Source organism: Paenibacillus sp. TAF43_2, assembly GCF_052113545.1.
Taxonomy (GTDB): domain Bacteria; phylum Bacillota; class Bacilli; order Paenibacillales; family Paenibacillaceae; genus Pristimantibacillus.
Map to the genome: position 1 here is coordinate 1 of NZ_JBFRDK010000104.1, position 23,916 is coordinate 23,916.

Annotated in this window: 19 protein-coding genes and 1 pseudogene; 6 read left to right on the plus strand and 14 right to left on the minus strand. The window is 43.8% G+C overall.

What is annotated here, in order from left to right:
- From AB4Z17_RS20650 to AB4Z17_RS20660, 3 genes are all read left to right on the plus strand, one after another.
- The coding region (locus AB4Z17_RS20650; protein WP_441961808.1) for a DUF2238 domain-containing protein at positions 1 to 111 on the plus strand (111 nt) is incomplete at its 5' end.
- A 114-nt stretch (positions 112 to 225) separates the two neighbouring features.
- Positions 226 to 930: a L,D-transpeptidase family protein gene (locus AB4Z17_RS20655; RefSeq protein ID WP_441913326.1), complete on the plus strand. Its 705-nt coding sequence runs from the start codon at positions 226 to 228 to the stop codon at positions 928 to 930.
- Between the two features lie 44 nt (positions 931 to 974).
- Entirely contained in the window at positions 975 to 1,319 is a 345-nt protein-coding gene (locus AB4Z17_RS20660) for a hypothetical protein (protein WP_441961793.1), read from the plus strand.
- Between the two features lie 521 nt (positions 1,320 to 1,840).
- Here AB4Z17_RS20660 and AB4Z17_RS20665 read toward each other — a convergent pair.
- The 7 genes from AB4Z17_RS20665 to AB4Z17_RS20695 form a co-directional block, all read right to left on the minus strand.
- Positions 1,841 to 2,338, minus strand: a complete 498-nt coding sequence (locus AB4Z17_RS20665; RefSeq protein ID WP_441913330.1) for a DUF1854 domain-containing protein — start codon at positions 2,336 to 2,338, stop codon at positions 1,841 to 1,843.
- Position 2,339: 1 nt separating this feature from the next.
- The gene (locus AB4Z17_RS20670; RefSeq protein WP_441961795.1) at positions 2,340 to 4,574 is read right to left on the minus strand and encodes an ABC transporter ATP-binding protein; all 2,235 of its coding nucleotides are present in this window, start codon (positions 4,572 to 4,574) and stop codon (positions 2,340 to 2,342) included.
- 37 nt (positions 4,575 to 4,611) lie between these two features.
- Positions 4,612 to 5,034, minus strand: coding sequence for a signal peptidase I (locus AB4Z17_RS20675; protein WP_441961797.1), 423 nt, complete (start codon positions 5,032 to 5,034; stop codon positions 4,612 to 4,614).
- Positions 5,035 to 5,047: 13 nt separating this feature from the next.
- Positions 5,048 to 5,326, minus strand: a complete 279-nt coding sequence (locus tag AB4Z17_RS20680) for a PqqD family protein (RefSeq protein ID WP_441961799.1) — start codon at positions 5,324 to 5,326, stop codon at positions 5,048 to 5,050.
- A complete protein-coding gene (locus AB4Z17_RS20685) occupies positions 5,323 to 6,117 on the minus strand; it encodes a hypothetical protein (RefSeq protein ID WP_441913335.1) in 795 nt (264 codons plus the stop codon). Before AB4Z17_RS20685 ends, AB4Z17_RS20680 begins: the two co-directional genes overlap by 4 nt.
- 101 nt (positions 6,118 to 6,218) lie before the next feature.
- Positions 6,219 to 6,365, minus strand: a complete 147-nt coding sequence (locus AB4Z17_RS20690; protein WP_157265932.1) for a hypothetical protein — start codon at positions 6,363 to 6,365, stop codon at positions 6,219 to 6,221.
- 136 nt (positions 6,366 to 6,501) lie between these two features.
- Positions 6,502 to 7,659, minus strand: coding sequence for a nucleotidyltransferase domain-containing protein (locus AB4Z17_RS20695; protein ID WP_441880537.1), 1,158 nt, complete (start codon positions 7,657 to 7,659; stop codon positions 6,502 to 6,504).
- A 437-nt stretch (positions 7,660 to 8,096) separates the two neighbouring features.
- Here AB4Z17_RS20695 and AB4Z17_RS20700 point away from each other — a divergent pair, with 437 nt between their 5' ends.
- Complete coding sequence (locus AB4Z17_RS20700; protein WP_441913341.1) at positions 8,097 to 8,690, plus strand: ferritin-like domain-containing protein; 594 nt, start codon at positions 8,097 to 8,099, stop codon at positions 8,688 to 8,690.
- A gap of 324 nt (positions 8,691 to 9,014) precedes the next feature.
- Complete coding sequence (locus AB4Z17_RS20705; protein ID WP_441880531.1) at positions 9,015 to 9,281, plus strand: translation initiation factor 2; 267 nt, start codon at positions 9,015 to 9,017, stop codon at positions 9,279 to 9,281.
- A gap of 208 nt (positions 9,282 to 9,489) precedes the next feature.
- On the opposite strand, the gene AB4Z17_RS20710 is transcribed toward AB4Z17_RS20705, so the two are convergent.
- Both AB4Z17_RS20710 and AB4Z17_RS20715 read right to left on the minus strand, forming a co-directional pair.
- Positions 9,490 to 9,741, minus strand: a complete 252-nt coding sequence (locus tag AB4Z17_RS20710) for a hypothetical protein (RefSeq protein ID WP_441913343.1) — start codon at positions 9,739 to 9,741, stop codon at positions 9,490 to 9,492.
- Positions 9,742 to 10,057: 316 nt separating this feature from the next.
- Positions 10,058 to 16,864 (minus strand): S-layer homology domain-containing protein, encoded by a 6,807-nt coding sequence (locus AB4Z17_RS20715; RefSeq protein ID WP_441961801.1) that lies wholly within the window; start codon positions 16,862 to 16,864, stop codon positions 10,058 to 10,060.
- Positions 16,865 to 17,082: 218 nt separating this feature from the next.
- Here AB4Z17_RS20715 and AB4Z17_RS20720 point away from each other — a divergent pair.
- A pseudogene (locus tag AB4Z17_RS20720) lies at positions 17,083 to 17,547 on the plus strand (SpoVR family protein); the annotation flags it as partial.
- 541 nt (positions 17,548 to 18,088) lie between these two features.
- Here AB4Z17_RS20720 and AB4Z17_RS20725 read toward each other — a convergent pair.
- From AB4Z17_RS20725 to AB4Z17_RS20745, 5 genes are all read right to left on the minus strand, one after another.
- Complete coding sequence (locus tag AB4Z17_RS20725; RefSeq protein ID WP_441961803.1) at positions 18,089 to 19,018, minus strand: ribokinase; 930 nt, start codon at positions 19,016 to 19,018, stop codon at positions 18,089 to 18,091.
- Between the two features lie 39 nt (positions 19,019 to 19,057).
- Positions 19,058 to 20,461 carry an ADP-ribosylglycohydrolase family protein gene (locus tag AB4Z17_RS20730; protein WP_441913349.1) on the minus strand — a complete coding sequence of 468 codons (1,404 nt, stop codon included), beginning with the start codon at positions 20,459 to 20,461 and terminating at the stop codon, positions 19,058 to 19,060.
- Between the two features lie 113 nt (positions 20,462 to 20,574).
- Entirely contained in the window at positions 20,575 to 21,459 is an 885-nt protein-coding gene (locus AB4Z17_RS20735; RefSeq protein ID WP_441961805.1) for a carbohydrate ABC transporter permease, read from the minus strand.
- A 51-nt stretch (positions 21,460 to 21,510) separates the two neighbouring features.
- Positions 21,511 to 22,401, minus strand: a complete 891-nt coding sequence (locus AB4Z17_RS20740; RefSeq protein WP_441913351.1) for an ABC transporter permease — start codon at positions 22,399 to 22,401, stop codon at positions 21,511 to 21,513.
- A gap of 180 nt (positions 22,402 to 22,581) precedes the next feature.
- A partial coding sequence (locus AB4Z17_RS20745) for an extracellular solute-binding protein (RefSeq protein WP_441961806.1) occupies positions 22,582 to 23,916 on the minus strand: 1,335 nt, incomplete at its 5' end.

The window sequence follows — 23,916 nt, forward strand, 5'->3', positions numbered from 1 at the left end:
CTTCATACTTATGCGGCACATTATACATATGAGGGCACACCATTTGACCATTGGCTAAAAACATCGTTTCATACAAGAAGAAGCTATTACGAACGAGTGGTTAACAATTAACTTCTCAATTCAAAAAAATGCGCAATGATTAAATGTCATTATTCAGAATGAAAAATTAAATCAGAGGATAAGCTACAGCAATAGCTAAGAAAATAAATTTTATGGTGACTACAGATGATTCGAAAAATAACTTTCCTCCTTCTTCGAGTTTTTGCAATAGCTTTGCTTATTTTGAGCGCTATTGAGGTAACCAATTTTCAAACAACTAATGCCGAACCTTCGCTACCGATCGTAGCTGATCAAAAAGGGTTTTCTATCGAAGTTTATCCTCAACAACACAGATTAATAGTACGGGCACAGGGAAAGGAAATTAAAACTTATATCGTCGCCGTCGGTAATCCGTCCACTCCAACTCCTGTTGGGGAATACCAAGTCATATACAAGGGAGAAAACTGGGGTCCCTCTTTTGGTCCACGATGGCTAGGATTAAACGTCCCTTGGGGGAATTATGGCATTCACGGCACGAACAAACCGTTTTCTATCGGGCAGCATTTGAGTCACGGTTGTATACGTATGCGCAACAATGATGTCATTGAATTATTCGAAATGATTCCACTCGGGGCTAAAGTAACGATATATGGACACATATTGGGGGATCCGAATCATGAACCGAGGGATTTGGCGGAAGGTGACGTCGGAGGAGATGTACAACTAATTCAGTCTCGTTTAAAGAGCTCCGGATACTTTAATGGAATATGTAATGGAAAATTTCGCTCGAATACAACCACGGCTGTAAAACATTTTCAACGTGATCATCATTTGGCGCAGAACGGTGTTGTATCAAATAAGGTGTATGAGGAATTGGGATTGTTAGAATAAAAGAAATGTGAGAACCCAATGACGCATTTTCCGCCACGCCTTTAATGACAATTAATTTTTTGTATAAATTTAAGCTTTACTACAAAACATATCATTGTATTAAAATCGAAACAGAGCGAGGTAATCAAATGAAAAATATTTTATTAATTGGCTTTATCAGCTGTTTAATGATGTTCAATTCAATTTCTGTATCAGCGGAAAGTAGCGCTAATACACCGGGACAAGAGCTTCGTTACGATGTCAATCGCGTCACTAATGACACTAATCGTGCATTAAATACAGATGACTATCAAAATTATCGAACCAATAATTACAATACATCTTTGAACGCTAACAACTATAGAACAAATGCAACATCAGATAATCGTGGTTCAAATTGGTCAAATTAGGAACTGAACAAATCTGGGAGGTCAGAATTAATTGATTAAAGAAATAATATTCAAACCTAAGCAACCCAATAATTGTAAAGGTTGTATATGGGGTAATTGGGATGGTCTACGACAATTTTGTTCCAAACAAAATTGTATTAAAATTATGAAATAGTTTAAGGACATCAAATGGCACTACAACAACTACAACAAATCTCCAATATCTGTAACCAAATTTCGCATACACAAATAACTAACTCACAGGTACATGTCTATTCAAACATGAATAGCCAGCAACCATTAGGAGTAAATAACTATTCACATTAAATATATGTTCTTTGTAATCTCATGCGAAGAATGTGTGGAATGAAAATATCTATAGTTTTCTTCATATTAATTGTTATTTGAAAAAAATATGTACCGATAAAACAAAAAAAACCGCGATTTAGGCGGTCATTAATCGGCTCATATTCTTGGCATCCGATAAGAGGATGACCCTTTGATTTCCAAACGAATACCTCCTGACTTTTACAAACCGTTAATCAGATCAGCTTCTTCCAATATTCACGGCTTCGGGCATCCATCTGCTCCAAATCGGACAGCTCGAAGCGGCGTCCTTCATTGTCCGTTACCATCCAGCGGCTTTCCGTTACGGGTTGGATATTTTCATGAAGGTTATCCATGACCAATGCTGCCGGGCCATAATTCGTATCGACCTGCATATACCACTCGCTGCCTCTTTTTCTAACAGTCAGGATTTGTTTAATGACAGGAATCATATAATTTCGGTCAAGCTCTTCTCGTACCGCCTGAAAGCTATCTTCCGCGAGAAGCTTCACATCCTGTATCATTGCAATTTCACGCCCTTCCGCCGAGCGAACCGAGATGAACCTGTCGGGCATTGTATACGGAAAACTGCGAATAAGTGTTACGCGGGCAACCCCCTTACCTTCCTGCTCCAAATGCAAAATACCTTCAGAAGATCGGAACAAACGGATTTGACTCAGCTCCGAGCGGCTTAAAAAGAATAATGGGTTCATCTTATCCGACCTCCGATGGTATTTTCGCTGTTTGTTTTTGCGATTCGACCAAACGATAATAATGCATTTGTTTCGCGTAAAGCTCTTCATGCGTCCCCATTTCAACAATGCGGCCTTGGTCGAGGACTACAAGCCTGTCTGCATGACGTAAAGTGGATAGGCGATGGGCAATCGCGATAGTGGTTCTTCCCAGGATTAAGCGGCTTAACGCTTCTTGAATGAGCCGCTCCGTCTCCGTATCAACAGATGCTGTCGCTTCATCTAAGATCAAAATCTCAGGGTCAAGCAGCAGCGCTCTCGCAATTGCGATACGCTGTTTCTCCCCGCCCGATAAACGGTGTCCACGTTCCCCGACGCGCGTATCGTAGCCTTCCGGCAGACGACAAATAAAATCGTGGGCATTCGCGGCGTGGGCAGCTGCGATAATGGTCTCCGGCGGACTATCCGGACGGCCGTAGGCTATGTTCTCGGCAATCGTACCATCGAACAAAAACGTTTCCTGAAGCACGACGCCAATATGCTTCCGGAGACTCTCCTGCCGGATATCTCTCAAGTCGTGCCCGTCAAGCGCAACGCTTCCAGCATTCGGGTCATAAAATCGGCAAATCATGTTTATGAGAGTCGTTTTCCCTGCACCGGAGCGGCCAATCAGCCCGATCATTTCACCGGGACGTATAGTGAGGTTAATATCTTTTAGCACCGGTCGTTCCACTTCATACCCGTAACGTACACCATGAAAGCGGATCTCGCCTGAAACGGAAGAAAGCTCTACCGCGTCCTGCTTATCAGGGACATCAACCTTGGCATCGATGATTTCGAGAATCCGTTCGGCCGAGCCAAGCGAGCGGTTAAGCCAGCTTAATAGCTGTCCGGAGGCTTGAACAGGCCCGAAGAACATGAGCAAATAGGTCGTAAAGGCGCTCAATGTTCCAATAGACATGGTGCCGGACATGACCGATCGTCCTCCCAAATACCAAACAGCGATGCCGAACACAGCCGTCAGTACCGTAAAAATCGGAGATACGCCAAGCCAAAGATTACCGAAGGAAATCGTACGATTGATCCAATGATTATTCACCTTGTCAAAACGGTTTTTCTCGGCATTTTCCTGCGCAAAGGCTTTAATGACTCGAATGCCTTGTAGCGCTTCGCCAATCACATTGTTGACATGCAAAGCAGATTGCCATTGCGAATACCAAAGTGAGCTCAGCCTCTTCCACAGCCAATAGAATCCGGCAAACAAGAATGGGGTCGGGATCAGAATCATCGCTGCCAGCTGCCAATTCAGATGGAATAGCATAAACAGGATACCTACGGCGAGCAGCATCTGCGTGACTAGATACACCATGCCGTTTGTCAAAAATTCTTTTAATTCATCGGTGTCATCCTGGATACGGCCGATAAATTGAGAGACCTGGCGTTGATCGAAGAAGCGCATCGAAAGCTTCATCAAAGCGCCGAACATATCCCGGCGGATCGCCCCTACCAGTTTCCCGCCTATTCGAACGCCAAGGTAGCTTCGAATGACTTGCATCGCAGCAGATAACACCTGTACAAGGGCCAAACCGCTTGCCAATGCAAAAAGCACGTTCAAGCTTCCAGACGGTTTGGCCACTTCATCCACAATCATTTTGATCAAATAGGGTGGGATCACTTCAATAATTACGGATAAAACAAGCAGCAGCGCGCTTACCAGCATGGGGCTTCGGTACGGGGTACAATAAGCCGCCAACCTGCGCAGCATGGACCATTTGCTGCTGCAGTTTAAACACTTGCTTGTACCGGGAGAGACGGTTTTGTCGCATTTTGAGCATCTATACGTTTCCGTACTTTCTTCTAGAGCTGGGAGGGCTAGACCTCCAGTTTCGTCCCTTTCCGCCAGCCAGTTCCTTATCGCGGGAACAGCCTGTCGGAAAGGTTCAATGTACGGAAGCGAGAATCTCGCAGCTTCTATCTCGCCATCACCGGTTATAATAAAAAACGATGCTCCGCCAAAAGCCTCGCGAACGGATACATCGATCATGTTATTCTTATGGAAGGTCATGATGGTTTTCTCTTGCCCGTCCACCATTTCCATGGTTAAAGTCTTGAAAACAACTTCGTAATGCCAAAATCGTCGTAGTTTGAAATCCACATCTGCCCTTATACGGAGCCATGGATTCTCCGTATCCTGTTGTTCGACTGCGACGCCGTTAACAGGTTTACCAGCTTCCCGCTTCGCATTCTCCGTTTTCAATTTAAAATACTCCTTTTTTAATGTCACTCTCCGGCAGTTACATATAACGCTCGTTTCTTACTGCGCACCATCGAATCACTTTGTGCCATTTTGGTACACGCAAAGCCAGTAAAGCAAGCAGCCTGGATCTCCAATGATTCGCAGCTTGAAAATGGTTGTTACGGCGAACGCCGGACCATCGACCCAGAATGCTAGTGAACGGTACGGGATCATCCGGCTCATAGCATGTATCTCCCTTGAAGATAAATAATTCCTTTGACCCGTCCTGCTTTACGGCGTACAGCCGGTGTCCGATCAACGCACCTTGGTCCGTAACAAATAAACAGATATCGCCAATTTTCAGTTTTTCCCGTTGCACGGACAAGAAAGTGCTTACGTTTCCTTCCTTGATCAAGGGATACATGCTGATACCCGCAGAGGGCAGCTCGATCTTTCCGGTTCGCTGGATTACTGCTGACATAATTGGCGTCAAATCATGCATTTATTAGCAGTCCGGCCTCAATCAGCATTTCAATAAACGCCTGAACGTCATCGAGGACAACTTCCATCTCAACGCCATATTCGGTATGTACTTTTTCGGCCAGCTCTGCGACAGTTGGAAATTCGGGAAGAATCGACCAAATATAACCTCCAAGCTCGTTCACTTTCGTGATGGCGTGGGTGTCGATGTTCAGCAGCAGCCACTCGCCATCCAGCTCAGCCGTCTCGATATTTTCCCGTCGCAGCAGTGTTTGGTTTACCATTATCGTCATGATATCACTCCCCAAAAGGTATCGTTTTTCTGAAAATATAGCTCATAAGCCGGTACGCCTTCTGCTGCCTGCTTGCAAAGTGCAATCATCTTTGCCGTTTCCAGCTTGTTATGCTCCCAATAAAAAACCTTATCCAGCAAAGAAATCAGCGCGTCGCCTTTGCGGATATCTACCCGCCTTACATCCTGCGATTGGATCAGAAAATGAATGCCTGCCAAGGGACTGCTTGGAAGCTCGCATGCTTCTTCCATTTCGCTCCGAAATGGGGAATCGTGGATTGTAATCGAACCATCCGGTTCAAACAATAGGAGCGTAGCCTCATCGGAAAGAATAGGACGGGGAACGGAAAGATCAGCTACCGTCGACTTGCCTGCTCCCGATGGCCCGGCGAACATCCAAGCGCGGTCATCCTCCACCACGCATGACGAATGGATGAGCAGCCCTGCGCGCCGATAGATCAGCCAGGCGCTGTAGAGATTGATTAAGGCGTGCTTGAGTGCAAGGTCATCGTGAACATAAATTTTTGCCTGACTGTAATCAGGTGTTGTCACCAGCTTATAGTCCGCACGGATATAGATATATTCGCCGCCGTTCTCTTGAATCTCGACAGGACCGTCGTCGAAAGGTTTCCCGTAAAAGTCGTAGACCTCCACCTGAATGTCAGGCGCTTCAAGATTTCCACTTGCATTAAAGGAACGAAAACGCGCTGTCAATTCATCATATAAAAAGGTAGTTTGAATTTGAAAATCGATCGAACTCCTGCCGACCTGTGTATGCAATGTGTACGTCATTATGCGCCGCCCGTTCTTCAGAAGTTATTCCTGAGAATAAAAAGGGAGCAAACTCGATCGTTAGCTCCGCTTCTCAGATAAAATCTATCATTGCTTTCTAGTTAGCCTCCAATATAATGCCTGCAAAACATAGGTTTAAAATTACGTTTTTGGCACCATTCGTAGCCACCGACTTTATCGCTTGGTCTCGCTGTTCCAAATTCGACAGTATGCTGCGTAAGTACTTTAGGAGCTTCATATTTTTTCATTTCATTCACCTCCTTTCAAGGAATTTATGTCATATTATAGTGATAGTCAATGATATTTATGAAATTTAGTAAAATAATACTATGATAAAATGTATTAATACCTGCTTTTTGTATATATAAAACAAGAATATTCGATTTAATTCTTCTTTTGTTTGGCACGAATGGTTCGAATCCAAAATTGTAGTCTTCTCTTATAGATTTTGGCATAGATTTTGCTCATCGGCTCATTCGAATCCGGGACATCTGATCTATTGGCATACTTTAATAGGTCTAAGGCATAATCTCTTGGCGGCAGCAGTAAATAACGCAGATGCGCCCACTGTTGTTTAACCGAATCGTAGGCGACGAAGGCAGAAAACAGATGGAAGCCATAAAATCGCCAGTTTCTGATCCCGAATTGGGCATTTCGCATCAGTTCGATATTCCAAAGCGGCCAGCGTCTCCGTACGTTTAGCGGCTTGGTTTCATGCAGCTCGGGAAACAAGTCATAGACAATTGTCAGCGCAATAAGTACTTTGGCATAGTTCCCATCGCTCTTTGCCTGTGCAAAGAGCTGGCCATAGTCTATTTCTGCGCTGCAGCATCTCAGGACGTGCAAAATATCGATAACGTACTTCAGTGATAACATATTATGGTTATAGCCATGAAGGCATAGGTAGTAAAAGGTGTCCTTGGCCGAAAGCTCCTTCACCAATTGATAGGGAGAAATCGGTTCTGCATCCATCCAAAAGCAGCTCATATCCGTATCCGAGACATGTTCGCGCAAAATATTCCAATGCAGCTCCACCCCGAGCAGCGGGAAATCCTCATTCGCATAAAATTTATTCAACAGCATATGGAAATGATCCGCATCGTCTTCTATATACCGGATAAACTCATGGCGCTCCAATAGGGCAACCGCCTTATCCAAATCTTCTGGACGTACAAGCAGATCGATATCGGATGTTCCCCTGCCCGAAAAATGTCCAAAAAAACGTTCAGACAAACGAATGCCTTTCAGCACGATCACTTGAATTCCTGAACGCTCAAACGCATCAAGAAGCTTGTACATCTCGGAGCGGATCAGCATGTTTTGAAACAAAACAGCATCCACGCCCGATTTAATCCTGCTTCGGTGCTCGGAAGGCACGGCCTCCAATAAGCCGCTGCTCTTCAATAAATAATAAACTTGGGGAGCGACTTGGAAAATATCGATATCGTCAATTGCTGCTTTAGCTGTCTCCTCGGAATCAAATAACGGATGTTGGTTTTGGTAGATCCGGCTTATAAGCGTTACCGCTTTCGATTGTTTCATGAGCCGCTCCCTTCACTTTCGTTAATAAACTAGTTTCGGATTTATAATGTCGATTGTGGGGGTATGCGTACGAAGCCAATTGAGAAAATTTTCTAATCTTCGAAGATAAATCGATTATTCGTTGCAAAGATAAAGCGCTTGTCTTCACCGCGCAGTAATAGCATTTCACCACCTATAAAACGAAAAGACCCTCCAAAAAAAGGCAATCAGACTTTCTAGACAGTCTTCTAATTCCGATCACCTGTTTGAAGGGAAGAAATACTATTTTCGTCGCCGTGTGAATCCATCATTCCAACTGGATTGTTTCATCTGTCTTTGCAAATACTTCCCCTCCTACGTTCCTCAATATTCAGTGATGTTCCTATTGAGAAAGCCCACTCCCACTAATAGGTAACTGCATATGATGGGTTTGAGCCTAATTTTAAGGAGTGAATCTTTTGAATAGAATAAGTAATAGATTAGCATGGCAATATCATTTGAAACTGGCTTCAACTTACAAAATGCTTGCTGATAAATATGAATATATGGACCATCCATTGCATCTCTACTATGGCGGCGAATACCGCAAACACTTAAATGAAGTTGAAAAACATTTTCTTGCGTTAAATCAGACACAAAATCCTTCTGAAGATATGATGTTTATTGGTATTGGAGAATTATCAAAATCTTTAAATGGAGAATATTCTGCCATTTACTGCTATGAACAACTGGCAAATCAAGCTCCAACCGCTGATATTAAAAATAAAATACTCGAAATAAGAAATGATGAAATTAGACATTTTAACATGTTTTCGCAAATATACACATGGTTAACTGGAAAACAACCAATTCCAGAAAGAACAGAGGAATGCCAAACAGATTTTCAAAAAGGAGTATCTGTAGCATTTAATGCTGAGCAAGAAACTGTTGATTTTTATCATGAGATAGCAAGAAAAACTGATAATCCTGTTATTAAAGATTTGTTTACACAAGCTGCAGCAGATGAACAAAATCATGCAGTTTGGTTTTTGTATTTTATGAATCACCACTAATTAATTTATCAGAAGCCGATTCCTATTTCTGCTTTTCTTTTTACATGGTTTGGTATCTAACATACAATCCCATATTCCACTTGCTCCTTGTCAAGTTTCTCCGTAATTACGCTGATGCTTGAATCAAAGTAGTAACTCCTTACCTCTTTAAGGCAATAAATAGAGTGATTACATTGCCAGGGTAACAAGCTAATCTAGTCAGCCCATGTACATCAACTATTCATCGAGTTAAATCAAACTAGGTACCTCTTCCCACATTAATTGCATATGTTGTGAGTATTAAGGAATCCTTTAACTTTTGATCTACGCAGGGAGAGAATGACTATGAACAACAATAAAAGCGAATTAAATGGAACATCTGATACAACAGATATTCAGGTTGCTAAACTTGCATTTATTGGAGCATCCATCACGACATTAGGAGATAGTATAACAGCAATCGCTGCTGGTCTTGCCCTAGAAGCATTAGTGAAATCCAGTAACAAGAGTTCTCAAAGCCAAAATAAACATTTAAAACAGTTAGAAACATCGCAAAAACAGTTAGACCATTTATTAACTGAATTAAAACAATTCAAAAAAAACATTAAATAATGCTTTTTAATTTCATTTTTCACAATCCTTATAATTAAAATAGTTCAATTTGTTTCTCATGGAATCACTGGCCTGTCTGTTGCTGCAGTAAAAAAGAGCCAATTCTTGATGACCTCATTGAATATTTTTTGTTTAATAGCACCTATAAAATCAAAAAGTAAACAATTTGATATTGTTTATACAAAAATAGCGAGTAAACCAACTTGGTCTACTCGCTATTTTTATTTAATTCATTATGATTTTCTAACTCTAACTTATCGATAAGTTCATTAGCATAAGCTTCTGCCCTCTTATTCATGAAGGTTCCAAGTCTGCTGTTTTCTGCTTCAGCTTCCATCTCTAGTGCTTCCCACTGTTGATCAGTCAGAAACAATGAGATTTGCCGTTTGCGTTTATTAATTCCTTTTTTTCGTCCAGCACCTATTCGGGTTCCGCCCCGATTCTCTTGTTTTTCAGTCAATTCAAATAACCACCTTAAATCAGCTCATAACCATTGAGTATGTATTCGCTCATAATTGTAATGGGAACGCGTACCGATTGGCGTTCGCTTCAGTCTTAGGTGTCCCTAAGTCAACTATKACTTTTGAGACAGCCCCTTCCTTATTTTTTAGTTATATGACTTATGCAGTTTGAGTAATTAACTGGTAATAAGCAACGCTGCGACAAATGCTTTCTCAGTTTTGTGAATGTCTCTCTCGGAAACCGTCCGGTGCTGTTATAAAATTCAGGCCCCCGGCTAATTTAACGGGGGCCTGGCTTTAAAGAGGGATAAAGCTTTAATTGCTGGATATCTCGAGCGCTCTAAGCAGGATGACTGCTGCTTGTGCTCTCGTTGCCGTTTGGTTCGGCGCAAATTTATTTCCACCGATGCCCTGAACGATACCTTTCTCAACCGTTGCTGATACTGCCGCTTTCGCCCATGCCGGAATGTCGGCATGATCCGCGAACGCAGTTGCCGCATTGGCTTTTGCGGTCAGACCCTGCGCATTAGCAATCATCGTCACCATCTCGGCGCGGCTGATCTTCGCGTTCGGCCTGAAGCTACCATCGCTATACCCGTTCACGATGCCAGCTTTCACGGCCTGTGCGATGCCTTGCTTCGCCCAGTCGCCGATGCGTTCCTTATCGGTAAACGCCAGTACTGCTCCATTGCCTTCCAGCTTCAGAGCACGGGCCAGCATCACCGCGAATTGGGCGCGCGTTATCTCGCCGTTCGGCCTGAATGTTCCGTCAGCATAACCGTCGACGATGCCCTTCGCAGCCGCTTTCTTGATGCTTGCTTCCGCCCAGTGGCCTGTTACATCGCTGAACGTTGCGCCTGCACCTGTGTTTTCTTCAGGCTCTTTCTTCGCTACGGCGAATACAGCGAACTTCGTGAAGTGATCGACTTCCGCCGTAATCCGATTGCCGCTTACCGTCCCTCCGATTTCCACCCAAACCTTCTTCACCTCATCGTAATAGAAGAGAGAAGCGATCTGATTCGCTCCGACTGTTGCCGAATCGAACGTTATCGTGATCGTGATCGGTTTCAAGAAGTTTTCTGTAAAGTTTTTCAGAATTTCATAGACCGGGCTAAGTAGAATGTCCTTGTTCGTTACGAGCTGCGAGGTTTGGATCACCTTCTCCACCGTAATCGTCAATTGCTTCTCCGATGCTCCGGCTGGAACCACGATGGTGACGGCATTTTTTTCAAACTGGGCCGTCCCACCTGTGCCCGCAGGCAGTGTTTGTTTGCTGTCAGTTGCAGGTGCGGTCGTTCCTCCTCCGCCTGTCGTGGCAGCGGCGCGTTGTACGGTAATCGTGTATACTTTCTTCGTCGCTCCGTCTTCTGCCGTTACGGTTACCGTTACGGCATTGTCACCGACAATCAGGCTGTTGCCGCCTGCGACAGCGACAGTTGCCTTCGAGTCGGACCCAGTTGCCGCTACCGTCACGGAAGTTTGACCATTCGGCACATTCAACGTGTAGTTCAACGTATTGGCGTCAAATCCGTTTATTGTCGTGCCGTCCACTTTCAAATCGCTCAGTTCGGCATTGGAAGACAGCTCCGCTGCCCCGCGCTTTGCGATAACCGTATAGACCTTCGTTGTTTCTCCGTCTTCCGCCGTTACAGTAACCGTTATCGTGTTGTCTCCAACAACCAGGTTGCTGCCTCCTGCGATAGCGACAGTTGCCTTCGAGTCGGACCCGGTTGCTGCTACCGTCACGGAAGTTTTTATGTTCGGCACATTCAGCGTGTAACTCAGCGTATTCGCATTAAATCCACTTATTGTCGTGCCGTCCACTGTAAGATCACTCAAATCCGCGTTCGTCATCGGTTCAATTTCGAATTCAGCCGTCAATGAAACCGGGTTTGCCGGCATCGTAAATGTCAGTGGATTTGTTGTGTTGCTTCCATATGCAAGCCCTGCCGCACTCCATTTTACAAAGCGTTGTCCGTTTGGAACAGCCGCAGTTACTATAACCGTCGAGCCTTCCTCAACCTGTGCAGAACTTCCTGCGGCAGCACCGTCTACTTCAACCGTTCCACCGGTAACAGTTAGAGCAGAGATTGTTCCTTCTTCTTCCTCACCAAGATTAAGCACTCGAGGCACGGGAATGCTGTTCGTTTCATCCCAATACCATACGTTCGTAAAGTCCCATCCCAAGGCTTCGAAGGTTGCTTGCTGCGCAAAATCAGCAGCCGACTTTGAAGCAAATGCTGGGATAATCACTGAAGGCAACCCACTAGTGCTTAAACGCGCTCCGTCATAGTAATTGACTTTATTGGAGTCCACGATTGGCCTGCTGCTGGACCAATACCCTGCGATTGGACCAGGAGCAGGTCCATTAATTGCATTGGCTACCACATTGCCATTTAAGGTTTGGAGCAGATTTCCAGCAGAACCGCCCATATCACCAACCATTGCACCGGAATATGTGCCAAGCTTATTAAACGTTCCACCCACATAGTTATTCAGAATGACGGTTGGCGAAGTCTCATATCGAACGGGAATAGGCGAACCTGCACTGTTCCAACCTGTACCGCCAATCAAGCCTCCAACTGTTGTTCCACTCACATCTGCAGATACGAAGGAATTTAGCAAAGTGGCTGCATGGAGCGTACCTACAATACCGCCAGTAATGCTTCCACCGGTGACTTTACCACTCACATAGCTGTTTTCAATCGTACCCATGGAAGTTCCTGCAATAGCACCTGTGCTATTGCCACCGGTAATATCGACATTCACCAATTTCAGATTTACGACTTTGCCTCCATTGCCGATGTAGGCAAAGAAACCTGTACTGCTGTTTGTCGTTGAAATTTTGAGATTGCTTATCGTATATCTTTTTCCGTTGAACGTGCCTATAAATGGCTTTGATGTGTCTTTTCCGCCGATCGCGGCAAACTCCACATCCTTCATATCAATATCCGCCGACAACTCGTAATTCCCATCATACGGATATTCAGGCGTACCGAAATTCTGCGACAATGCAACCAAATCGCTTGAAGTTTTGATTGTTATATTATCCGAGCCCCCGCCAAGATCAAGAACGCGAGGCACGGGTGCGTTATTCGTGGCATCCCATTTCCAAATGCTCGTAAAGTCCCAACCCAAAGCCACGTAAGTTGCTTGCTGTGCAAAATCAGCTGCCGACTTCGCTACAAAAGCAGAGACGGTTTCCGAAGGTATGCCGCTTGTGTTTAACTTTGCGCTGTCATAGTAGTTCACTTGATTGGATTCAACGATCGGCCTGCTGCCTGACCAATAGCCTGCGAGCAGCTTCGTAGGATTTCCAATAATTTCAGATGAGAATGTATTGCCATTAAGGGTCTGAAGCACGCTGCCCGAACCGCCACCCATATCACCGACGATACCACCGGTATATTGAGTTGCACCTATTCTTGCAACCTTACCTCTCACATCGTTATTTAAAATTACATTTCCAACTGTTTGTTGAATAAGCGACCAACCAGAACCGTTATAATTGGTGCCTCCTATTAAGCCGCCTGCTGTGGTCCCGCTAACATCTGCGTTCATGACCGTGTTTTGCAATATGCCCGCATAAAGCAGCCCTGCTATACCGCCTGTATAACCGGTACCGGTTACTTTGCCGTCCACATAGCTGTTCTCAATCGTACCGCTGGATACCCCTGCAATAATTCCAGTTCTATTCATACCGGTTATGTCTACATTCGCCAAATTTAGATTTACTACTCTGCCACCAGTTCCGATATAAGCGAAGAAGCCCGTGCTAGTGTCAGTGGACGAAATTTTGAGATTGCGAATGATATAACCTTTTCMGTTAAATGTCCCAATAAATTGTTTTGGAACCGTGTCTCTGCCGATCGATGTAAACGTAACATCTGTCATATCAATATCCGCCGACAGTTCGTAATTCCCGTCAAACGGATATTCAGGCGTGCCAAATTTCTGTGACAGTGCAACCAGATCGTTTGCTGTTTTGATTTTTATTTTTGCTGAGCCGCTGCCGGCAAGCGGAGTGACCTTGCCTGTGGCTGTGCTGGTAACAACTCCGTTATAAAAACCTGTTCCCGTTGCAACAGCTCGCAAATATGAACCTACGTCCGCCGCTTTGATCGCGTAATTAGCAGCTGTTGCTCCTGCGATAGTCGTCCAAGACGTACCGTCCTTCGAGATTTCCCATTTGAAGGATGCAGTAGCGCTCGCCGGCGTAATCGAGGCATTCAATGTTTGCCCTTCTTTGGCAAACCCGTTGACGGCAATATTCGTGATCGTAAATTCATCGACTTCCTGCGGAACCGCTGGATAATTCCAGGCATTCAAATCATAAGTACGTGGTTTATTGGTAACCAGCACGTCAACATCCCCGGTTTGCAGTTCATCGTTTTTATCGAAACCTTTGCTTGTCACTCTAATTTGATCAGGCGAAATCGAAATATTGGCAAATCCCCGTCCGACTTCTCTAATATCGACGTACGCAATGGCAGGATTTTCTTTGTATAACGATCCACGGTTGTCATTATTTGCAGAGTAATTCGTTAGATAGGTTGTCCCGTCGCCGTACTCTGCAACGACTTTGCCGCTTGCGAGAAGCTTGGTGCGGGCATAAATATGGTCATGTCCCATCAACACCACATCAATTCCCGCTTCATCAAAAGCGTTCGTCCAGGAGGCTACAGGAGAGGCCATCCGATATCCGAACAACGTTTTGTGAAACATTCCAACGCGCCATTTGGTCGGATTTTGTTTCACGACAGCTTTCATCCAGTCTTGCTGTGCTTTGATCTGCGCAGCGGTGCTCTGATCCTGATAATCCATCACCAAGAACAGCGTGTCGCCATGTACAAAATAATAGTTGCTGGATTCGAGTTGTAATTTCGTCATACCCGAAACCATTCGTTCCGTGCCTTCGCCGCCACCGTAAAAGGATGCGCCATTTTTAGGCGGATTGTGGCGGCCCAAAAAGTTCTGCAGCGTAGGGTCCACAGGAGTCCAGCTGTTGTTGGCCCAGCTGTTGCCCGCTCCATCGAACTCATGATTGCCCGTCGCCATGTAAAGCGGCACTTTCGAGAACAAATCCTGATTGGCCTCAAAGAATGCATCCCATTCCCATGTGTCGAAACCAAAGTTGACCTGATCGCCCGAGCTCAGGACAAACGCAGCATCCGGAAAATCTGTAAAGGCTTGCGTCAGCGCCTTTTTACTCATTTTATTATAACTATCGAGCGTTGCTGCATAACCTCTGGTATCGTTTGCTTGGGCATCGGAAATCCAGTTGAAGTTAAAAGTATCGATGTTGCTGGCAGGTGTCATGAAGCTGGCAGGCGCTGTAACGCTCGTCACATTTTGAACGCCGTCACCTACGCTGTACACATACTCCGTCCCCGGCTCGAGGACAGCCGTTTGTGCTTTATGGCTTTGGACCGGGTCGACTGAGTATTGCGTCCCTGCGCCTGTATACTTCAAATTCTCAATATTGCTCCTCAAATCTACTGTGAAATTGGTTCCCAAAACAAAATCCGTGAACTTGCCGCCGTTGCTGTCAAAGTCGGATTTTTTCGCATAAAAGAGCTGCGTCGACTTTGTTGTTACTGGAGTTACCCAGTTAAAGCGGGCAATGTACTTGTCTTTCACCGTCTTGCGTGTATTCTCATTGAAGTTGTCGAACATAAATGTCACCGAGGCAGGCACTTTGCCGCCGCCTGTTGGCTGGGAGATCTCGTTCCCCGATTTGGTAATGGTGAATTCATCGATGACTCGGAAAGGCTTGTCAGAGCCTGTCGCTTTATAATACGTTTTATAAATGATTGAATTGCTTGTAACCTCAGCTCTGCTATATACACCTGGTGAATAGATGGATCCGCCACCTGGACTTGTTTTGTTGATACGAAGGTCATAGAAGAAGTCGTTCCATGAAGTGTCTTTGGTAGCATTCAAGCTGTACGCATAGTTGTACACCGATCCACCTATGACATAGGTCGGTGCTTCGCCAAACTTCGCTTTTTGAATGCTTCCTGTTCCTGCCGCAGTTGAGATTGTCTTTAATGTGGTTCTGGCATAGGCATGCTCGTGACCGGCGAGAACCAGATCGATGCCGGCATCGGTAAACTTTTTACCGATTACATTGTCCACTGCATAGTGGCTTGAGCCCGGGTCATAAGGCGAAGCATGAAGATTTACGACCTTCCACTTTTTGGTCGATGCTGCCGTCTCTTCATCCAAGAATTTCCATTGTACGGCATCATCACTGGAATTCAGACCAAACGAATTAAGAGAGATGAACAAAGCGTCTCCATATTCAAAGGAATACACAGTTCCAGCAGCAGCCGCAGACAGACCGCTTGGTCTCTTCAGAGTTGTATAATTAAATCTGTTTGTATACTGAATGGAATCTTTGTCATAGATTGAATTGTCATGATTACCAGGGGTAGCCATGATCGGCATCGTACTAGAAAGGTTTTGAGCGGCATCAAAGAAATACTGCCAGTGGTCTGAAAAACTCGCATCCTCTACTACATCGCCATTATGGACGAGAAATGCGGCATCCGGATGGTTCGCCTTGATATAATCGTACAAGTCGGCGGTGTTTTGATACGTGCTTGGGGATGTTCCCTGCGTATCAGGAGTGATCAAAAAAGAAAACGGTTTCCTAGCCGCAGGATCTGCAGGCGCAGTAAAGCTGGAGACCGCGGAATAACCGTTGGTTGTGTTTCCTACTTTGTAATAGTATTTGGCTTCTGGTGTCAGATCCTGAACAACTACACGATATGTACGTACCTCTTTAACGTTAACCAGCTTGTTGTCCGGAACGCTGCCAGTCACAGTTGAAGCATTGACTGTGGCAACTTCGGCGCTTTTTGTTGTACCGCCGGCCAAGTCAGGAGAAGTGCCGTAAACAATTTCTGATGTGTTTACCGTCGCGTCCGCAACCCAGTTGAAAGCCATAGCCGTTTTACCATCGGCTGCGCCTCCGCCTATAGCCAGTGTGATTTGCGACGGAATGGCCGCGGGTGGAGCTGCTTGAGCCGGCATAGGCTTTACAATTCCAGTGGCAGCTACCAGCAATACCAGCATTGCCGTTATCCACCTTGACATTTTTTTTCGTACTCTACTCATTTAAAACAAATCCCCTTTCGACAAAGTATGTTTACTTTAACTGAGATTTGTTATATCTAATCGCATGCAACTATAAACATTTGTAAAGTTAAAACATGACCTATGCAGTTCGAATCATTAACTGGTGCAAAAGGACAGCAAGCGCTCGGAATGGAATATCCCTTCCTCCTCTTGTGATGACTTGTGGAATCTAGATCCGGATCGAACAGTTGCCGCCGCATCAGCGGATCATACGCGAACTTAATCTGACTAACGATGAAACGATTGAATTCGCTAAGCTAAACTCCTCTGTCGTGAAGCCATCGATATTTCGTTCATCCGCAACTACCTGACAAAGGATCTAGTTAATGATCTTGATCTGTACATTTTCGAGAAAAAAGGCCCTGAGTAGAAAATTACCGATAAGTCGTGGAAGAAAATTCGCGATCAGCTTGTTTATTCAAAAGTAAACGGCGGGTTTCCTTGCTTGATGGTTAAGGATGGCGATTTTAATCGTGTCGGTGAGCTTTATCTTATTCATGAATATGAGGGTATGGAGCTCCATCTGAAGTATGTGGAGCGTACGCTGCCACATGTCGTTCAGTTTTGGGGGAAAACGTTCACCTGGAGACTCTTGTTGAGGAAAAGAAGATAGTGTAGTGTTCAGCTGTGATGGGAAGAAGACGAGTCGGAAGTTTGTATGAGTTAAGAGGATAGTGCTTCTTAACCCTGATTTGAAGAGCTATCATGCATAATACAGAGACAAACAACCCGATCTTACTCGATCGGGTTTTCTATTTTCCGGACAGAGGGAGCTCCCTTTAATACAGAATATTCACTACTGTTGTTGTGTATAGATTTGTAAGCTTCCTTAATCAATTGACGTGCTGACATGGGAACATACAGATCACGTCGTCCATACGCAATGACCTTGTAGTATAGAGCGGTATGTTTTGCTAAGTCGTTCTTAATCAGTCTATTAGCTTAAAGAACAACCAGCTTCATACACCAACTATACGTTTTGAATGATGAGTCGAACAACTAGATAAATATAATTTGTTCGATTGCCTTATTGAAAAATACAATAACGAGGTACGGTAATTGCGCCAAAAGATTGAATGGATCGAATGATTTTTATGACTCTGTCGGTAATCACTCCAAGCAAATAAAAATTCATCTATATCATCGTTTTGTGCAATTGTTTAGACAATGAACGCAGCGATGATTTTATAAAATATAAAATAATTACTTATGAGAACTTGCTGCTCTTAAGAATTCCTCGATTTCCAATTTATTCGGAATACTAGCTAGAGCACCCTTTCTTGTAACCTTAATTGCCGCAGCAGCAGAAGCAAATCGCAGAGTCTCTTCCGAAATATCCTTCGAACCAGTCGTTGCAGCCAATACTCCTATGAAGGTATCCCCAGCTGCTGTCGTATCAGCGGCTCGTACGTCGAAGGCTGGGACATGCGTAACCGCATCGTTACTATCCRTAAACAATGAGCCTTTATTTCCTAATGTCAGTACGACTTTACCAACTCCTTCATCTCTTAATTTTGCAGATGCTTGAATGGCTTGAATATTATTAGATACGGCAATTCCAGTTAAGGTTTCGGCTTCAGATTCATTCAGAATTAACACATCAATGAAATGAAATATATCCATCGGTATTTGTACTGCCGGGGCGGGATTAAAATAAACACTGACTCCCCGTCTATGTGACTCTTCCATCACATATCTCGTAGTTTCCCAATTTATTTCGTTTTGAAGCATCACAATATCGGCAGAATCAAACAACTCTAGAGAATCTTTTATATCATTTACCGTTAACAACCCGTTAGCTCCCTCAGTAAGAATAATATGATTTTCTCCTGATGCATCTACTGTAATTGAAGCTAGCCCCGAGTTCCCATCTTTATTAAACACAAAATCAGACTGGACTCCAATCCCACGGATTGCAGACAATAACTGCGAAGCGAATGGGTCATTTCCAACAGCTCCAATGAATATAACCTGAGCGCCAGCTAGTGCTGCTGCTGCTGCCTGATTTGCTCCCTTTCCTCCAGGATTATAATCCGTTTTCAAGCTCTTAATCGTTTCACCAGGAAGAGGATGTTTCAACACATGATTTACTACATCCATATTAATACTGCCTATTACAAGTATGTTTGCCACAAGGACACACCTCAAATCATTTTAGGATTCTTTCAGCAGCTACAACCTATTCATATCCGTGTTTTCGTACACATAAAGCTCACTTGGTTGAATCCGATGTTGGCCGGTATGCAGCAGCTCTGGCAAACGCCCCATCCGTTCAGTCAAACGGGAAAGCTTTTGCTCATGAAAATAAGATAACCCCGTATGAATCCGATCCTCAAAAGGCTCAAGCCATCTTGTTTCTAAGCTATTAGAACCAAAATAAACACCTAGCAAAGACCCAGCTGTTGCCCCAAAGCTGTCCGTATCGTTGCCTTGCATCACCTGCTTGCATATCCCATCGCCGACATTTTCTGCGAATCGAAACGTATTAATTAAGGTCCCTATTTCCTGATAAACCTGACAGTGGGAATAATTCGCATACTTATGGTTAATACGCTCATAGGCTTCCAGCCAGTTATCTGCATTTGCAACCATCTGTAGGCAATCCTGAGCAGCCTCATAGAATCGGCTCCTTCTAGGTACGAATTGCAGTGCAGTACTTATAATTTCAATCGGATCGCGAAGCACATGTGCGACAGCAATCGCAGCAGCAATGAACATGGTAGCGTAGATACCGGTACGACGGTGTGTAAAGCTTGCATCCCGCCATGCCAGCTCGGCAGCAAGAGCTGGTTGACCGGGGCAGGCATAGCCGTAAGCATCTGCGCGAATCGCTGCTCCGCATAGTTCCGTGTCCTGTACCAAGAAGTCAGGCCAAGCTTCTATTTCAGCCTGATTGAATATTTCCCTATCATGCTCCAAATAGCTAAACCCAGATCGTAGTAGGATGGCTCTCTCCGGACCCCAAGTTGTACTTATCGGAAGATGATTTATCCATAAATCTCTTATATTTCTTTTTGTAAAGCCTTCGCCGAATTGCTCTAGCACCATCATTCCCATTATTGTGTAATTGATATCGTCATCAGGTGCCACGTAACGAATTTCCCCACGAGCCGTCTCATACCAAGACCAATGACGACGGCCCAACGCATCTAGCATTTCATCAGAAATATAATCGTTCAGCGGCCATTCCCCTACCGATGCAAGCGCTTGATGCAATTCCGAAAGGCTGGGGTTTACCTCAATAGGCTTGCCCAGCATTGAGCCGCATACGGAAGCTAGAAAAGCCGCCTCTACCCGCTTAGAACTGTCCTTTAAATTCAGGATTCCGACCTGACCGAGAGGCCTTGTCGGATCACACTCCTGCCATATCTCCTCTAAATCGTTTGGCTCATAGTAAGTCCAATTATCCCTCATTGGAATGGCAGCCAAACTATGGGCGAAGTCCAGATAGGCGTCATAACTTTCGGGAAGCTGTTCCAGCTTGGCTAAATAACCCGATGTTTGATGACCCTGCTCGAATTTATTGCGTAGAATTCCTTCCAATTGACGTTTAAGAAATGTGAGTGATGGCAACATAATTTTTATCTCCTTTGTCCAATTATTGATCTGCATGACATATATACTCAAATGTGAAGTGCCATTAGTATGAAAACGATAGCAGATGAAAAATCAGCTTACAAGACTATTGGTTATTCCTTTACAGATCCTAACGTAATCCCACTAATAAAAAATCTTTGCAAAAACGGATAAATAATTAAAACAGGTATCATCGCAATAAAGATTTTGGCTGCGTTTAAGGTCTGATTAGAAAGTTCACTCATCTTTTGAATTTGTTCTGCAGTCATCGTTTGCGCATCAATGATGACGACCAATTGTTGGATGTAGGTTTGCAGCGGATAATGATCGGCATTGGACATGAGAACAAGACCGTTAAAAAATTCGTTCCAATGATAGACAATACTGAATAAAGTAACTGTCGCAAGCACCGGAACAGCCAGAGGAGTGAAAATTTTAATAAGCATTTGCCACGGCCCTGCTCCATCCACTAACGCCGCCTCTTCTATCTCCTTAGGCAGATTGCGAAAATAGTTTATGACGAGAATAACATTAAATACCGGTACGCTTTGCCCTAGCACAAGCGCCCAAATATTATTGATCAAGCCGAGTGATTTAATCGTTTGATACCAAGGAATCAGGCCGCCGTTAAACAGCATAGTGAAAACCAAAATCCACATGAATACATTACGAAGAGGCAAATCTTTGGTATTTTTGGATAAGGGATAACCTAATAGAAGGATGATGACAAAATTAAGACTTGCTCCTAATGCAACACGCTGAATTGAAATCCAAAACGAATTAAAMAACTTGCTGTCCCCCATAATTTCTTGATAGGCACCGAAATTAAACCCCACCGGCCAYAATCCAACCTGACCTGCGGAAGCCGCTGCATTCTCACTTAACGAGATTACAAGCGTGTACCATAAGGGAAGTACACACAACAGTGCAATACCACCCAGAAGCACGACAAGCAAAACATCAAATGCCTTGGAGCCAAATGTTTTTTCTATAACCATAGTAATGCTCCTTTATATTAAACATGTCGTCGTGAAATTCGGTTCGTACGTTTAAAAAATACGATAATTTGCAAACTTAGCAGCCAAGAAATAGGAAGTCGCAATTAAAGTAAAGCTGATAACAGATTTTAACAGCCCCATTGCCGTTGCTAATCCATACTGCAAATTCAACAACCCCGTTCGATATACCCAGGTGTCAATGATATCCCCGCTAGAATAAACAAGAGGATTATAAAGGTTAAAGATTTGGTCGAATCCCGCATTTAAGACATTTCCAAGACTTAGCACAGTGAGCAAAATAACCGTTGTAATCATGCCAGGCAGTGTGATATTTCTCAAACGCTGCAAGCGCGAGGCACCATCGATCGCAGCTGCTTCATATAAAGAGGGATTGATTCCCGTCAATGCCGCCAAAAAAATAATCGTATTAAAGCCAAACTCTTTCCAGACATCGCTTCCAACAATGATAAAGGGGAACAAATCCGCTCTGGCAAAAAATAAAGTAGGACTTATGCCGAATACAGACATAATAGCGTTAATCGGTCCATTAAAAGAAAAAATATCCAGAAGAATACCAGAAAGAATAACCCAAGATAAAAAATGGGGCAAATAAACAATCGTCTGAATCCATCTTTTCAAGATGGTTACGCGCAATTCATTCAACAACAAGGCAAAAGTCAGCGGTACGATCAAATTCGCTACAATTTTCATCACAGCAATGAAAATGGTATTAAAAAATATCGTTTTACTATCATTAAGCGTAAACATATACTTGAAATTTTCCAAACCAATCCACTCAGAATGAAAAATACCCAAGCCAGGATTAAAATCCTGAAAAGCGATAACAATCCCAAACATAGGAACGATACTGAAAAGAGCCAACCAAATAAATCCGGGTAGGAGCATGAGATAGTAATGCTTGGCATAACCCTTGGTTTTCATATTGTGAATCACTTCCATTCTCACTTGATCAAGGTGAAACGGCTGTTGCCGTCAGTTGGCGGCGCAGTGCGTTTCATTCCGAGAAATATAAGACTTCTTAATCCTTTATAAGCTAACAAATTTATAAATTCTTATATTTTTAAAGAAAGGCGACAGATTTCACTGACGCCTCTAGGGATTTTACTGTTTTGCAATTTCGTCTACTTCTGCTAGAATCTGATCTCCGCCTTGCTTCTTCCAATCGAGTACAAACTGATCAAATGAATCTAATGGCGCAGCACCCATAATAATTTTGAGGAATGTTTCTTTTTCCAATTTATCTAATGCAGCCCATTTTCTTTCCATCGTTTTTGTCTGTGAATAGGTAACGCTATAAGTTTTCTTATACGGCTGCTGCAATGGCGATATACCTACAAATGTAGAATACATTCGTTTCCATACGCCTATATCCGCATTCGGATTCCAATATTGAATATCATAATTGTCGTAAGGTTCTAATTTAACTTTTTTGATATTTTCAGCATCAGCCTTTAATAAATTATATCCGGGAAGATCTAGCTCTTCCGGTTGTTTCGTACCTGCTAAAACCTCTTTTAACATATTATAGGTAACATCCATTACATCCATCGAAGCATAAACCAAAYGCAATGGATAATTGCTAATCGCAACATTCACATCGAATTTTGATTCGTCGCGATACAAAAGATTTTGCATTTTAATTGCTGCTTCAGGATGCTCGTAGCCCTTGCGGACAACAAGATATTGATTCGACGGGTTACCCATATGTGGAGTGAATTCACCCTTACTATCAAGAGGTACAGCATAAGCCTGCCAGTTTGCTTCTGGGTTGTTCTTGATCGCATCCGCTAACGGGCCGTACCCGCCTGACCACCATACACCAAAATAAATGCCTGCGGTTCCATTCTTGATCAATTCCTGAGCATTCTTACGAATACTCATTTCCTTGTCAATTAAACCCTTTGCATAAAAATCACGCAGTTTAGAAAGCGCTTGCTTCGTTTCTGGCTGAATAGAACCATACGTTGTTTTCCCCTCAGAATCCTTCACCCAAAATCCAGGATAGGAATGAAAAGAAGCGAACACGGGATCAAACCCATAATTGTTATTATTCGGATTCATAAAATCCGCATTGATAGTTCCTCCCAATTGCGGGCCCGAGATAGCGACCGTATCTGCCTTTCCATTACCGTCGGGATCCTGTTCCACAAAAGCCTTAGCCACCTTTTCCAGATCATCTATCGTTTTTGGCGGCTCTAGACCTAGCTTATCTAACCAATCCTTGCGGATCCACATGTAATGGACCATATCTGATTCCGGTGTTACATTTGGCAAGGCATACATTTTCCCATCTACTGTAACTGATTTGAGTGCGAGCCCATTCGTTGTTTCAACGATGCCTTTAATGGTGGGCGAAGCATATTTATTATAAACATCAGTTAAATCCTCAAGCTGGCCGCTCTTTACCATTTGCCTAAACTGCGTCTCTTTCACAAC

Coding starts and splice junctions, on each gene's coding strand:
- AB4Z17_RS20655 (WP_441913326.1), top strand. CDS start 226: ATGATTCGAAAAATAACTTTCCTCCTTCTTCGAGTTTTTGCAATAGCT.
- AB4Z17_RS20660 (WP_441961793.1), top strand. CDS start 975: ATGACAATTAATTTTTTGTATAAATTTAAGCTTTACTACAAAACATAT.
- AB4Z17_RS20665 (WP_441913330.1), bottom strand. CDS start 2,338: ATGAACCCATTATTCTTTTTAAGCCGCTCGGAGCTGAGTCAAATCCGT.
- AB4Z17_RS20675 (WP_441961797.1), bottom strand. CDS start 5,034: ATGTCAGCAGTAATCCAGCGAACCGGAAAGATCGAGCTGCCCTCTGCG.
- AB4Z17_RS20680 (WP_441961799.1), bottom strand. CDS start 5,326: ATGACGATAATGGTAAACCAAACACTGCTGCGACGGGAAAATATCGAG.
- AB4Z17_RS20685 (WP_441913335.1), bottom strand. CDS start 6,117: ATGACGTACACATTGCATACACAGGTCGGCAGGAGTTCGATCGATTTT.
- AB4Z17_RS20690 (WP_157265932.1), bottom strand. CDS start 6,365: ATGAAAAAATATGAAGCTCCTAAAGTACTTACGCAGCATACTGTCGAA.
- AB4Z17_RS20695 (WP_441880537.1), bottom strand. CDS start 7,659: ATGAAACAATCGAAAGCGGTAACGCTTATAAGCCGGATCTACCAAAAC.
- AB4Z17_RS20705 (WP_441880531.1), top strand. CDS start 9,015: ATGAACAACAATAAAAGCGAATTAAATGGAACATCTGATACAACAGAT.
- AB4Z17_RS20730 (WP_441913349.1), bottom strand. CDS start 20,461: ATGTTGCCATCACTCACATTTCTTAAACGTCAATTGGAAGGAATTCTA.
- AB4Z17_RS20740 (WP_441913351.1), bottom strand. CDS start 22,401: ATGAAAACCAAGGGTTATGCCAAGCATTACTATCTCATGCTCCTACCC.